The organism is Flavobacterium ginsenosidimutans, assembly GCF_037478105.1.
Taxonomy (GTDB): Bacteria; Bacteroidota; Bacteroidia; order Flavobacteriales; family Flavobacteriaceae; genus Flavobacterium; species Flavobacterium ginsenosidimutans.
In genome coordinates, this window is the sequence record NZ_CP147988.1 from 2,209,902 (window position 1) to 2,222,714 (window position 12,813).

General features: G+C 28.8%; 12 protein-coding genes. 1 reads left to right on the forward strand and 11 read right to left on the reverse strand.

The genetic code is table 11. From position 1 onward, the window contains the following. Positions 1 to 6: 6 nt before the first annotated feature. On the forward strand, positions 7 to 537 hold the full coding sequence (locus V6624_RS09840; RefSeq protein WP_111284327.1) for an ORF6N domain-containing protein: 531 nt from the start codon (positions 7 to 9) through the stop codon (positions 535 to 537). A gap of 35 nt (positions 538 to 572) precedes the next feature. Here V6624_RS09840 and V6624_RS09845 read toward each other — a convergent pair whose 3' ends face one another. The 11 genes from V6624_RS09845 to V6624_RS09895 form a co-directional block, all read right to left on the reverse strand. Further along, positions 573 to 1,340 carry a glycosyltransferase family 2 protein gene (locus tag V6624_RS09845; RefSeq protein ID WP_111284325.1) on the reverse strand — a complete coding sequence of 256 codons (768 nt, stop codon included), beginning with the start codon at positions 1,338 to 1,340 and terminating at the stop codon, positions 573 to 575. Positions 1,341 to 1,370: 30 nt separating this feature from the next. Then, on the reverse strand, positions 1,371 to 2,354 hold the full coding sequence (locus tag V6624_RS09850) for a UDP-glucuronic acid decarboxylase family protein (protein WP_111284323.1): 984 nt from the start codon (positions 2,352 to 2,354) through the stop codon (positions 1,371 to 1,373). A 64-nt stretch (positions 2,355 to 2,418) separates the two neighbouring features. Beyond that, complete coding sequence (locus V6624_RS09855; RefSeq protein WP_111284321.1) at positions 2,419 to 3,543, reverse strand: glycosyltransferase; 1,125 nt, start codon at positions 3,541 to 3,543, stop codon at positions 2,419 to 2,421. Further along, positions 3,524 to 4,768, reverse strand: a complete 1,245-nt coding sequence (locus V6624_RS09860; RefSeq protein ID WP_338841658.1) for an O-antigen ligase family protein — start codon at positions 4,766 to 4,768, stop codon at positions 3,524 to 3,526. The genes V6624_RS09855 and V6624_RS09860 overlap by 20 nt, the downstream gene beginning before the upstream one ends. Beyond that, on the reverse strand, positions 4,765 to 5,898 hold the full coding sequence (locus V6624_RS09865; RefSeq protein ID WP_111284317.1) for a glycosyltransferase: 1,134 nt from the start codon (positions 5,896 to 5,898) through the stop codon (positions 4,765 to 4,767). Before V6624_RS09865 ends, V6624_RS09860 begins: the two co-directional genes overlap by 4 nt. Next, positions 5,876 to 7,042, reverse strand: a complete 1,167-nt coding sequence (locus V6624_RS09870; protein WP_338841659.1) for a hypothetical protein — start codon at positions 7,040 to 7,042, stop codon at positions 5,876 to 5,878. The genes V6624_RS09865 and V6624_RS09870 overlap by 23 nt, the downstream gene beginning before the upstream one ends. 155 nt (positions 7,043 to 7,197) lie before the next feature. Then, complete coding sequence (locus V6624_RS09875) at positions 7,198 to 8,187, reverse strand: glycosyltransferase family 2 protein (protein WP_111284313.1); 990 nt, start codon at positions 8,185 to 8,187, stop codon at positions 7,198 to 7,200. Beyond that, a complete protein-coding gene (locus V6624_RS09880; RefSeq protein WP_162614914.1) occupies positions 8,184 to 9,419 on the reverse strand; it encodes an oligosaccharide flippase family protein in 1,236 nt (411 codons plus the stop codon). The genes V6624_RS09875 and V6624_RS09880 overlap by 4 nt, the downstream gene beginning before the upstream one ends. Before the next feature lie 68 nt (positions 9,420 to 9,487). After that, positions 9,488 to 9,997, reverse strand: a complete 510-nt coding sequence (locus V6624_RS09885) for a hypothetical protein (RefSeq protein ID WP_338841661.1) — start codon at positions 9,995 to 9,997, stop codon at positions 9,488 to 9,490. A gap of 87 nt (positions 9,998 to 10,084) precedes the next feature. Then, positions 10,085 to 11,068, reverse strand: coding sequence for a hypothetical protein (locus V6624_RS09890; protein WP_338841662.1), 984 nt, complete (start codon positions 11,066 to 11,068; stop codon positions 10,085 to 10,087). 8 nt (positions 11,069 to 11,076) lie between these two features. Then, positions 11,077 to 12,756 (reverse strand): DUF6909 family protein, encoded by a 1,680-nt coding sequence (locus V6624_RS09895; RefSeq protein WP_338841664.1) that lies wholly within the window; start codon positions 12,754 to 12,756, stop codon positions 11,077 to 11,079. Positions 12,757 to 12,813: the final 57 nt, after the last annotated feature.

Genomic DNA, 12,813 nt, shown 5'->3' on the forward strand with positions numbered 1-12,813 from the left:
AAATTTATGGAAGATCAATCTTTACTTTCTGAAGAAACAATTTCTAATAAAATATATTTTATCCGTGGTCAAAAAGTGATGCTTGATCGTGATTTGGCGATGCTTTATGAAATAGAAACTAAAGTTCTAAAACAATCTGTTAAAAGAAATTTATCCCGATTTCCGGAAGATTTTATGTTTGAACTTACTAAAATAGAATATGATTCTCTAAGGTCACAAATTGTGACCTTAGAGAAAGGAAGAGGTAAATATCAAAAATATCTGCCTTTTGTTTTTACAGAACATGGCATTTTAATGCTTTCAAGTATCTTAAAAAGCGACAAAGCCATTCAAACCAATATTCAAATCATGCGTATTTTCACAAAAGTGAGACAAATGCTTCTCGATACAACAGAAATAAAAGTTGATATTTTACAGATTCAGAAGAAGTTAGAGAATCATGATAAGAATATTGAATTGGTATTTTCTTATTTAGATGAATTAACTGAAAAGAAAGAAAATGAATCTGAAAGAGTGAAAATTGGATATAAAAAATAATTATCTAAGGTCGCAAATTGCGACCTTGAAGGATTTTAAATCTTCTTTATATATTTTGGTTTGATTATCAATTGAGTAAACAAAAACCTTATCATCAATAAAACAGAAAAAACAAGATTATACCCATGAAATTCCCTGTAAACACCAAAATTATGTTTGATCAATTTAAATTTTGAAGAGGAAACAGAATCTTTTCTAATTCTGTAAAAAGCTAAAGATTCTGGAACTGGTTTTGCTATTTTAATTTGTTTTAAAATTGTAAGCCATATTCTCCAATCTTGTCTTTTTTGCGACGTCTCTAGAGTGATTTTCCCAAAATAATCTGCGTCATAAATGGCTGTCAAATTGCCAACATAATTGCAGAAAAACAATTGTTTATAAGTCAACGGATTTGGTGATTCTACTTTTCTATTCAAATCATTTCCGTTCTCATCAATAGAATTGTAAAAGCTAAAAGTAAAGTGCAAATTATTTGCTTTTAAAAATTGAATTTGCTTTTCTAATTTCTCAGGAAACCATAAATCATCAGCGTCTAAATAGGCGATATATTTTCCTGTGGCTTTTTCTAAAGCGGCGTTTCTGGCAAAACCATTTCCGCGATTTTCTAGTAATTTGAAAAGCTTTATTCGGCTGTCTTTTTTAACAAATTCCTCAATTATAGCAACCGTATTATCTGTAGAAGCATCATCAATCAAAATCATTTCCCAATTTGTATAGGTTTGATTTTTAGCAGATTCTATTGTTAATCTAATGAACTTTTCAGTATTAAATGTTGGTGTTAAAATAGATACTAAATCGTTCATTAGAATTTGTTTTCTTAAAAAGTGGAATTTTTATTTAATATAGCTTGAAAAGTCTTTGTGTTCTTCTTTCGAAAGTTCCTCTGGAGACAACGATCTGAAATAATCATAAGTAATTTTCATTCCTTCTGCACGGCTCACTTTTGCTTCCCAACCTAACAATTCTTTTGCTTTTGTTGTATCAGGCTGACGCTGCAAAGGATCGTTTATTGGCAAAGGATGATAAACCACTTTCTGGTTTGTTCCTGTCAATTTTATAATTTCTTCTGCAAAATCTTTGATCGTGATTTCGTCTGGATTTCCAATGTTAACCGGATACACATAATCAGAATGCAGTAATCTGAAAATACCTTCAACTTGGTCGTCAACATAACAGAAAGAACGCGTTTGCATTCCGTCTCCAAAAATTGTTAGATCTTCTCCACGTAATGCCTGACCAATAAATGCTGGAATTACACGTCCGTCGTTTAATCGCATTCTTGGACCATAAGTATTAAAAATACGAACAATTCTAGTTTCTACTCCGTGAAAAGTATGGTACGCCATTGTGATAGATTCCTGAAAACGTTTTGCTTCATCATAAACTCCACGCGGACCAATTGTATTTACGTTTCCGTAATATTCTTCAGTCTGAGGATGAACTAATGGATCTCCATAAACTTCTGAAGTCGAAGCAATCAAAATTCTAGCTTTTTTAACTCGAGCTAATCCCAATAAATTATGCGTTCCTAAAGATCCTACTTTTAAAGTCTGAATTGGAATTTTTAAATAATCGATTGGACTTGCTGGTGATGCAAAATGCAATATATAATCTAAATCACCGGGAACGTGAACAAACTTGGTAATATCATGGTGATAAAACTCAAAGTTTTCCAGTTTGAATAAATGCTCAATATTTTTAAGATCTCCTGTGATTAGATTATCCATTCCAATTACAAAATAACCTTCTTTTATAAATCTGTCACATAAATGCGATCCTAAAAAACCTGCCGCTCCAGTAATAAGTATTCTTTTCATGTTAATTGTTTAGCCAACGCAAATGTAGTTGATTTGAAAAATATTTTTCAGTTATATTCTCAATTTATCTTTCTTTCATTGATTGTTGATGTTCTTTAAATTTTCTTTCGACAAACTCTTTTATCTCTTTTTCAAATCGTTCTTTAGAGAATATAAGAGCATGCTGTCGGATTATTTTTGGATCAAATTTTTTCGTTCCAAATTCAATTACTGCTTCTTTTATTTTTTTAGAAGATTGTTCTTCAAAGAAAATGCCTGTTTGATTTTCGATAACGGTTTCAAGAGTTCCACCTTTTTTTAATGCAATAACGGGAGTTCCGCAAGCTTGTGCTTCGACAGGAATTATACCAAAATCTTCTTCGGCAGCAAAAACAAACGCTTTTGCTTTCTGCATTAGGGTTCGAAGTTTTTTATTTTCCACAAAGCCAACGAATTCAATATTACTTTTAGCAATTTTTTGCAATTTTTCTAGTTCTGGCCCTTCACCTGCGACAATCAATTTTAGATGAGGCATTTCATTAAAAGCTTCTATAATTAATTGCGTTTTTTTGTATGGAACTAATCGAGAAGCCGTCAAATAATATTCTTCTTTTTCTTCTTCTAAAGTAAAAAAATCAACATCGACTGGCGGGTAAATTACAACCGAATCTTTATCGTATGTTTTTTTAATTCGTTGCGCAATATGTTTAGAATTAGCAATAAAATAATCAACGTTTTCAGAGTTGGAAAGATCCCATTTCTGGATTTTATCCAAAACCGATTTTGCGTAAAGTCCCTTTAAACCTTTAGATAATCCAGCATCTTTTAAATACTGTTCTCTTAAATCCCAAGCATAACGCATTGGAGAATGACAATAACAAATATGTAACTGTTTTTTTTCAACCTTAATTCCTTTTGCAACTGCTGATGATGAACTGATTATTAAATCATAATCGCTTAAATCAAATTGTTCTATAGCAATTGGAAATAATTGCAAAAATTTGCGATGATTTTTTTTTACAGTTGGTAGTTTTTGAATAAAACTAGTTTTTGCTTTTTTACCATTTAGAATAAACTTACGATCCTCATCATTCAAAAAATCAATAAGCGCAAAATGGTCGAAATCATTCCAAATTGCGTTTATAGAATGAATGACTTTTTCAGCTCCTCCATTTACATAATACCAATCGCTAACTAGTGCTTTTTTCAAAATAGTCTATTCTGTTAATAAAAAAAAGTGTGTTATAAAAAGTAAAAAATACAACACCAATTTGTCGGTCAAATATATTCTCAGTTACCATTGCCATCATAATCAAGAATAGAAAAATACAATAAGACAGACTCATGTTTTTGATTCCCCAAAGTAAAAAAACAAAAAAAAGAGCCAAGCCAAATATACCATATTTAAGCCAAATATCTAGATACTGATTGTGCGAATTGTAATCCTTGCTGGAATAATCGTCATAGTTTTTATAAGTATAACCTGAGTAACAATCGTTTAATCTTTTTTGGACATTTCCTGGTCCAACACCTAATATCCAATTCTCTTTCAAAATCAAATTAACGCAATGATAAATACCATATCTAAAATTAACTTCTTCTGATTTTTGATCTTTATTAGGCAGTACAAGTTTTGTATTACGAATTTCATCTATTCTTTTTTTTGAAGAAGGAATCGTAAATACTAACAAAACAGATGATATTATAATTGCTAAAAATCCTATTTTAATCCAAACTTTTGATGTCTTTTTGAAAACCAAAAAAAGTGAAACGACAATAAATAACACAAGAGAAAGTCTTGCTGCGAAAGTAATAACAGAAAAAATCAATATACTGATTCCTAAACATCTGCATATAGTAATATAGTTTAACTTGATCTGATTATTAAAAATATCATTTAAAATCATCAAGCTTGAGAAAACAAATAGCATTCCTAAATAAGGCAAATGAATTTCAGAAATATCACTGAAAAAGTTTCTTATAATTGGATTATAATAAGTATCTGATTCCATTACTTCATTATATCCTTTAGATAAAATTATAATCCAGATATATAAAGCCAAAATGATGTTTGAAATTATAAAAACGTTTATTGATTTTTTTAAAGTGCTTTCATAGAAAAATTTCCTATTGATAATCATAAATAAAGGAAAAATCAAAAAAGATATGTTTTTTTCTAAAAACCTAGTCGCAAGCTTTTTATCTTCAATAAAGAAAAAACTAAGTAGAAAAACCAGGTAATAACTCGTAAGAACCAATATATTAATTTTGTCTCTTTTTTGAAGAAATTTATAACTTCTCTCAGAAATCATAATTATCAAAGAAAGAATACTCCATAAAATAATAGCAAGCACACTTTTCTTTAATCCAAGAACAGGAAAAGAAGCCAAAAATATAGTGGCATAGTTATAAAAATCTATCTTATTCTTTTTCATTTTTTCAATTCCTTTTTTAGAATAGACAAGTAGTTATTAGTATTTAAAAATTCTTGTGCTTTCTTTATCATTGTTTGTTTTTCCTCAATTTTCATGTCAAAGGCTTTCAAAATTGCATTTAAAAAATCTTGTGGAGAATTGGCTTTTAAATACATTTCATTTTCAATCAAACCAGTTCCTTCAGCTCCAACATCAGAAGAAATTAGAAGCAGGCCATTTCGAATAGCATTTATTGATTTTAACTTTACTCCTGCTCCATGCAGCATAGGATTAATAAAAATTGTTGACTCTGAATAGCAATCCGCCAAATCTTCCTGATTTAATCGAACCTCAACATTTGAATAATTCTTAAAAATATCTAGGTATCTCTTAGGCTCAAAATCTCCCGTACTTCCAGCAACTATCAGTTTATAATTTTTTTCGTTGCCCAATAAAATGTGCACATTCTGTAAATACCAAATTATTGCTTCTAAATTATTCGGCATGAATAAAGCTCCTATAAAAAGAACATTTTTATTAGATAATTCTTGCTCTACAAAACCGTCATTAATAGCTGTAGGCAAGTGTATAGATTTGTTTTTTAATATTGGATTAGCATTAATTTCTTTGTTAGAAATAAACCAAAGCTTATCTGCTCTTTTAAAAACTGCTTCTGAATATGATTTAAACTTAAATGCTTCAAAATAATAATAAACTTTATCAATGTATTTTTTTGAGCTTTTGGCCAGTTGATAAAAATAATTTGATTCGTTATTATGCACCCTAACAATGATATGATTTGCTTTGAAACTTCCGTTTTCTAAAATCATTCCAACAGACTCCGATTCTAAAATTGCAAAATCGTAAATACCTTTTAAAGGTATTGCTTTAAGCGATTTTCTAGAAACAACCTGAAGCGGTTTTTTTAGTAACAAATTTGATATCTTGTTTTTTCGAGGCACAATTATAATTTCATTTACAAATTGTTTCATGTACTCAATATCTTCTTTCAGCGGAGATTCTTTACATGTACATATTAGATCAATGTCATGTCCTAATGATTTTATTCCTTTTATACGCTCCAAAACATCAAAAGCGCCACCAAAATGGGCTGGATAAGGAAAAAAACTAGCTATAATAATCACCTTCATCTTTCAATTTTTTATTATTTAGCTGACTTTGTAATACATCTAGAAAAGCCATCAAAAACCAAACTTCATATTTTATGTAAAATGTGATATAAATTACTCCTGCTAAAATGCAAAACAGAAGAGGAACTTTTACAAAAAAGAAATTTGGATTGCTGAATTTAGAAAAAAAGAAATACCTCTTTATAAAAAACTGGTAAAAGAAAATTAAAAAACCGATACCTCCATACATTAAATTATCAAAAAATTCGGTCTTTGTTGACAATGCTTTTGTAGTTGTTAAATAGCTTTTTATTTCTTGCAAATTCAATGTGCTAACCCAAGAAGTATTTATTATATCTCTTATTGATTCCGGAAAATAATAAATAAAACCACTCCAACCAACTCCAAAAGGATGGATTACAAAAATCTTGATTGAAGAAAGATAGGATGTCAGTCTTGTTCCAAAGGTAATACTCGAATGAAATTGTTCATCTATGTTTTTTTGTAAAATCACCAATACAAAAATGATCAGTAAAACTAAAATTGGTGAGCCAATGAGAAAAGCTTTTTTCAGTTTATTATGATTGTACATATACTTTATTGTCATTGGCAAAACCGAAATAATTATCAATAACAAGTATCCTTTTGATTCGCTAAAAAGGGTATAATAAAGAAATATAAAGGCTGAAATAAAATATACTCTTTGTTTTAGTTTTTTCGATTTCTCTAAATAGTTTACTAGGAAAATTGGAATAAAAATAAAAAATGTAAGTACTGTTCCTATCCAGCTTTCTTCATACGTAAATAATCGTACTCTATAATATTTTAAATTATCTGAATGTAAAAAAGACGCTAAAATGGTTTCTCTTTTCAAAAAAATAACTTCAAAAAATAAATAAACAGCTATTATTATTTGAAGACAAAAAAGAGCATTAAAAAAGTAATCAAAACTGTTTTTTCCTTGGCTAAATAACAAATAAACAAACTGATAAAAAACCAATATACATAGCGGATATACAAACAATTTTATCATTTTGACAATAATATTTTCTCCTAATGCTAGCAATGAGCCATTGTTATAATATACAATCGGAATAAATATTAAGGATATTATTAATACATAAAGTATATAATAAATGAAGTATCTCGTATATTTTGAAAGCATTAGTTTTTGGTGCATTAATATATAAGCTAACATTGGAATTGTTAGAAATATAATTGGCGAACGCGCTATTTCTCCAAAGAAATTCACCAACGGAAAGTCCTGATACAAAGCCAATAAAAGCACAATAAAAAATAATAATGTTTTTACCTTTATTTTCATTTGTTAAATGTAATCTTTAGCAATTCTACACCAAGTTTAAATTTTCCTTTTCTAACTCTATTCAATATCAATAATAAACTGGAGATATAAAATCTTAATTTCAGTCTATAATATTTTTTTACAAAAATCTTTCTGCTCTTAAATATTTGTACTTCTGAGAAAAAACTTTTTTTCTTAGAATCATACGATGAACCAATACTAGCTCCTTCTTTATGAAACACTAGAGAATCTGGACACCAATCTAAAAACCAGCCTTTTTCTTGTGCACGATACGCCCAATCTAATTCTTCATAATACAAAAAAAAGTCTTCGTTTAAAGTTCCTACTTCTTTCAAAAATTTATATGTTACAAACATTGAAGCGCCAATTACATAATCAATTTTTTCAAATTTTGATTTGGATTTTATTGTAGACTCTCCTTCTCCTATATGTTCTGAAATAAAGAATTTTTTATTAAATCTACCACCAACTGCTTGCAAACTATCTCGCTTAAAATAGTATATTAATTTACTGCCTAATATACCTATTTTTGAATGCTGATTCTGCATCAGATAAAGAATCTGTTCTTTTAGAGAATCTTTATCAACTATTGTATCATTATTTAACAGCCATATATAAGAATCACCTTTTTGAGCATCCAAAATAGCTCTTAAACCAATATTATTTCCTGATGCAAATCCTTTGTTTTTTTCTGATTTTATGAAAACAATTTGTTTTTGATTTTCAATAAGATTTAGTCTTTTTTCGTCTGTTTGATCAAATTCAATTTTTTTTAAAGAAGCCCAATCTAACAAATTTTGAAATGGAGATTCGATTTCACTATTATCAATTACCAAAACTTGATAATTAGAATAATTTATTTCTAAAAGACTCTCTATACATTCTATAGTATCTGGAGTTCTTCTATAATTTAGAATAACGATATATACCTTAGGATTCAAATCTTTAGTACTAAAATCATTTGTTAAATTCGTTTTTATAGTCATTCTTTGAAAAGTGCTAAACTTGATATTATAATCGATACTGTTATAAATATTTCGACTATATATAAAGAAATTATACTTCCTTGAAGACTAAAATTTTCTGTCAAAAAATAACATCCAAAAAACATTACGAGAGCTCCTAAAAATGATATCTGAGCAATTTTTCTTTGTTTATTCTTTAATATCAACATCTGATAAAATGGAATATTTAACGCAACTATCAAAGAGACAAATAAAATAGGTGTACAGAATAAAAGAGAAGTCATTAATTTTTTCTCAAGATTAAACTCATCTATAAAAAATAATGAAACTAAATATAGAACTATAACCACAAAAGTTAAAAATAAGATATTAGCACCGTTCATTTTTTTTAAATAAGAGACTGCTTCTTTTTTGTTATTAAAGTAAATGCTGCAAAATTTTGGAAAACTCACATTAAAAAATACGGTCAAATAACTTCTTAATACGCTTAAAAACATATCGCCTATTTTATAAATTCCAGCGTAAAAATCTCCCAAAATATATTTTATAATCAGAATAGGAAAATTTGTGTAAACTGCTATTGATAAATTTGAAACTACGATAGGATATTCTCTTTTTACACTATCAATCAATGTCTTTTTAGAAATTGATAATAGGGACATTTTATATTCTTTAAATATCTGAAAGTAATAATAGGAGTAAACTAGCGTGTTACCTATTCCTAAGAAAAAAATCACATATACATAATCTGATTTTTGCTTAACAAATAAATAAACCAAAAGGATATAAATTGCTTTAGAAACTATTATTAGTCTATTAATTTGTTTAAAATTTTCAATTCCAATATAAAACCAAATCGGATTAAAAAATTGTGACATCAACAGAAATGATCCAAAAAGGTATAAATTGATATCTAAATTAGGAATAAAAACTAAAATGAAAATAAGACAAGTTATAATAAACAGTAGCGCAATAAAACGAAACGCATAGGTAACATTAAGATACTGTGAGATTCGATTTTTGTTTTCTAGATTTGAACTTATTTCTTTAACTCCTAAAAGTTTAGAGCCGAAATCTATAAATATTTCCAGAATTATAAAAATAGAGGTTGCCGCACCTATTTTTCCCCATTGTTCAATTCCACAAACAGATATTACATAAGGAGCAACAAGTAAAGGAGCTAATAAATTAACAAACTGACCTGATCCAAATATTATATAATTTTGGATCTCTTTAAATTCAATTTTTTTCAAATTCATTAGCTTAGGAAGTGTATCCAAAAACAAAAAAACTACTTCTCAATTTGAAGTAGTTTCTTTATTTATTGTGTAATTTTTACTAATTGAATGGCTAGTTCATCATTACCCATTAAAAAAGGATCATACTTATCATTAATCACATTCAGTTTATATCCAAAATAGCTAGGATCCCAAGTGACAAATTCATTAGGATAAAAATATTTAGTATATTTCTCTAAATCCCCATTGATAATCTTTGACTTGTATTTTACTGAAATGTTTTTTATTGTAACATTAGTTTGCGTTGGATTAAAACCTAAATCAACTCTTATGTTTTCTGGAACAACTTTCTCAGGAAAATCTACCACAATCTTCTGCATTTCTTTAGAAGCATATACCGGAATCGAAACAGAATTATCATCTTTCCATACATCGCCCGATATTAAATAAAAGACTTGAAGTTTGTCATTCTTTTCAAAAACACCTTCAATAATAACCGAAAAATTTTTCTTTTCTTTTACTACTTTTTCTTCTTTACATGAACTAAAAAGAAGTCCACAAATTAAAACTGAAATTATAAATTTTATCTTCATTTAAAGTTTTTTGCGCAAAAATATGCCTTTTTACTATTGAATATTATACGGTCGTGGTATTTTTTAAAAAACCCAAACCTCAAAATTTTAAGCTCCTTGAAAATCCTTTTGCCTTCTATAAAATTTAATAAAAGATCTATAGAATATAAAAAGTAAAACAAATAAAACTGGCAAGATAAATTTCAAATACTTCTCTGTAATTTTTTCATACTCTATATTAGTTGTAATACTGCTTTCTTTAATTATTTTGTCATAAGCAATCAATTCTATTTTATGGATTGCCTGCTCATTAATTAATGTTTCTTTTGTTTTAATAATATCATTTAATTGGGTATTTTCATTGTAATACACCAATTTATCATTTTTAGCACTACTATTTGTTGATTTCGAAAAGTTATCTAAAAGACCATCAATTTGTTTAATAATGGTATCATTTTTTCTCATTTTTAGCTGAATATTTTGATACGACTCTTTTTGGATTTTACTGTAATAATCAGATGCATTAAAATATTTCAAAAATGGTTTAACCAGCTTTTCTTCAGAGGTTTTGTTTTTTGTTGTTAAAACGATAGTCTGATACGTATAATTTTTACTTGTTATATTTTCCTGAAGCACTTTTTTAATGTCCCCGTCTTCGGCCATTAATTTTATCAATTCAAAATTTTCTGGTTTATTGTTGATAAAATTGTACACATCTGCAATTGGTTCAATTTCGATCTTTTTCAAGTTATCAGGATTTTGGATTCCTACGATATTTTTTAAAAATAAAGTGTCTCCTTCCTTAATCTTAGCATCAATTAACTCGATTTTAGAATACAGATAATCTGTACTCCCAAAATTTGGTGCCACAATAATTTGATGCTGATAGCTTTTTTTATAGCTTTCTAATAAAAATCCTGTCCCAAAACCTACAACAATTAAAATAAGGACAGTAACCCAATTCTTCACAAAAAATTGAATACTTTTAAAAATAGAAGTACTAACTCGGTCAAAAAAATTGCCGATTTTTTTTGAAATCTGAGCCAAATCAATCTCTTGATCTTCTGTATTCTGAGGTACTTTTGTACTCATTTAAAGTGTTATTTTATATTGAAAATCTGCTCTAAAATTTTAATTGTAATCAAATAAGTTGGTTTAACTCCAGTTGTTCCCAATCCGCCAGAAGCCAAAGTGCTTCCTGTTTCCAAAGGATTATCTGAAGCATAGTATGCATAACGAACTTTAACATCATGCGGTACACTTTTTCTAATTTTTGATGCCGACTGAATTGCTTTTTGGTAATAAGATCCTTCCATTTCAAGACCAATTACTCCCCAAGTCGATTCGTGGAAAAACTTCAATAAATCTCTGTTTTGCAACGAAGTTCCTAAAACGGTAACCATCGCGCCTTCATAAATATCAATTTCATTTCCTTCGAACATTGCGCCCGTAAGTTCATTTTCGAAAAAATAATTATCGGCTGTTCCTTCATTTATATGTGCTGTCGGAATCATGATATCTCCTTTTCCGCCTTCCAAAATTCCAGCTTTACCCATAATCGAAACCGATTTTACATTTAGTAAAGTTTCCTTTTTATAAGGTTTTAAAAGTTCATCGATTGTTTCATACGCCTGTTCACCAAAAGCATAATCCATTACGATAATAACAGGTTTATCTTCACCTACATTAGCATGAGAAAAGGCTGTTTTTGACCAGTCAATTTTGGCTGTATCAAAAATCTGAACATCGATATTTGTTCCTGAAGCATCTGGTAAAGAAATCATTCCGTTTTTAAATGCTAATTCTTCTACCTGACTTCTAATTTCTTTTGAGCCAGAACTGCTTAATTCCTCATAAATAAAGAAATCAGTTTTTCCTTTATATTTTGTTTTCAGCAAAGGCGTTGCAAAAATTGAATTCATCACACTGTGCATATTGGCACTGATTATGTGAATTGGTCTTTTCAACAAATCATTTGCTTTTAGAACTTCTTTTATGTTAGTTGCCCAAATTTCTCCGTGAATATGATGTCCAAGGCGCTCACGTAAAACTGGACTAAAAGTAATGGTTCGTTTGTTGTTTTCAACAATTTCTTCAATTGCTAATTTTCCTAACCAATAAATAACATGCAAGAAACGATCTGGCGCAGTTTCTGAACCAAAAGCATCGTAAATATCTAAAACTTCTTCAAAAGTTCTAGCTAAAATATTTGCAACGTGAGAAATAGCTTTTTCTTTTTCAATCTGTGTCAGCTTTTTGGTTTGCATTACAGCTTGTTCCAATTTCTGCCAATCACGAGAAACTTCACCTCCATCATCAATTAAAACTCTATTTTTAATTTTATGAGATTCAATGAAAATAAAAGTCAAATGCGTTAGAATATCATAAATGTCTGAACGTCCTCGCGTGATTTCGACATTCATTTGTTCTTCGTCAATTCTATAACAATTTCTTCTTCTTTTTGGAGGAACAATTGGTTGGAAATGCGATTTAGAATATCCTTCGTCTGAAGTTAAATTGATAAAACGGCATTGCTCAATTCCTATCGGAAGACGTTCTATAACGTATAAAAGTCCGTTTAGTTCCACTTTTTCTTCGGCAATATTCCCGTAGATTTCAGGACGTAAAGCCAGTAATGATTCGCGTAAGCTGTCGCCAGAAACTCCCATTGGTTTGTAAAAACCACGGTTGAATAAATGGCGCATTGTAATGTACATTTTTTCTATCGCCGCAGATGATTCCTGCGCTCTAGATCTTGATATATGTTTGGTTTCTTTCATGCTTTTTTATTTTAGAATCTTTCTTTTTTTAAAGAAGATTCGAATACTTCGATAAAC

Coding starts and splice junctions, on each gene's coding strand:
- V6624_RS09840 (WP_111284327.1), top strand. CDS start 7: ATGGAAGATCAATCTTTACTTTCTGAAGAAACAATTTCTAATAAAATA.
- V6624_RS09845 (WP_111284325.1), bottom strand. CDS start 1,340: ATGAACGATTTAGTATCTATTTTAACACCAACATTTAATACTGAAAAG.
- V6624_RS09850 (WP_111284323.1), bottom strand. CDS start 2,354: ATGAAAAGAATACTTATTACTGGAGCGGCAGGTTTTTTAGGATCGCAT.
- V6624_RS09860 (WP_338841658.1), bottom strand. CDS start 4,768: ATGAAAAAGAATAAGATAGATTTTTATAACTATGCCACTATATTTTTG.
- V6624_RS09865 (WP_111284317.1), bottom strand. CDS start 5,898: ATGAAGGTGATTATTATAGCTAGTTTTTTTCCTTATCCAGCCCATTTT.
- V6624_RS09870 (WP_338841659.1), bottom strand. CDS start 7,042: ATGCTTTCAAAATATACGAGATACTTCATTTATTATATACTTTATGTA.
- V6624_RS09875 (WP_111284313.1), bottom strand. CDS start 8,187: ATGACTATAAAAACGAATTTAACAAATGATTTTAGTACTAAAGATTTG.
- V6624_RS09885 (WP_338841661.1), bottom strand. CDS start 9,997: ATGAAGATAAAATTTATAATTTCAGTTTTAATTTGTGGACTTCTTTTT.
- V6624_RS09890 (WP_338841662.1), bottom strand. CDS start 11,068: ATGAGTACAAAAGTACCTCAGAATACAGAAGATCAAGAGATTGATTTG.
- V6624_RS09895 (WP_338841664.1), bottom strand. CDS start 12,756: ATGAAAGAAACCAAACATATATCAAGATCTAGAGCGCAGGAATCATCT.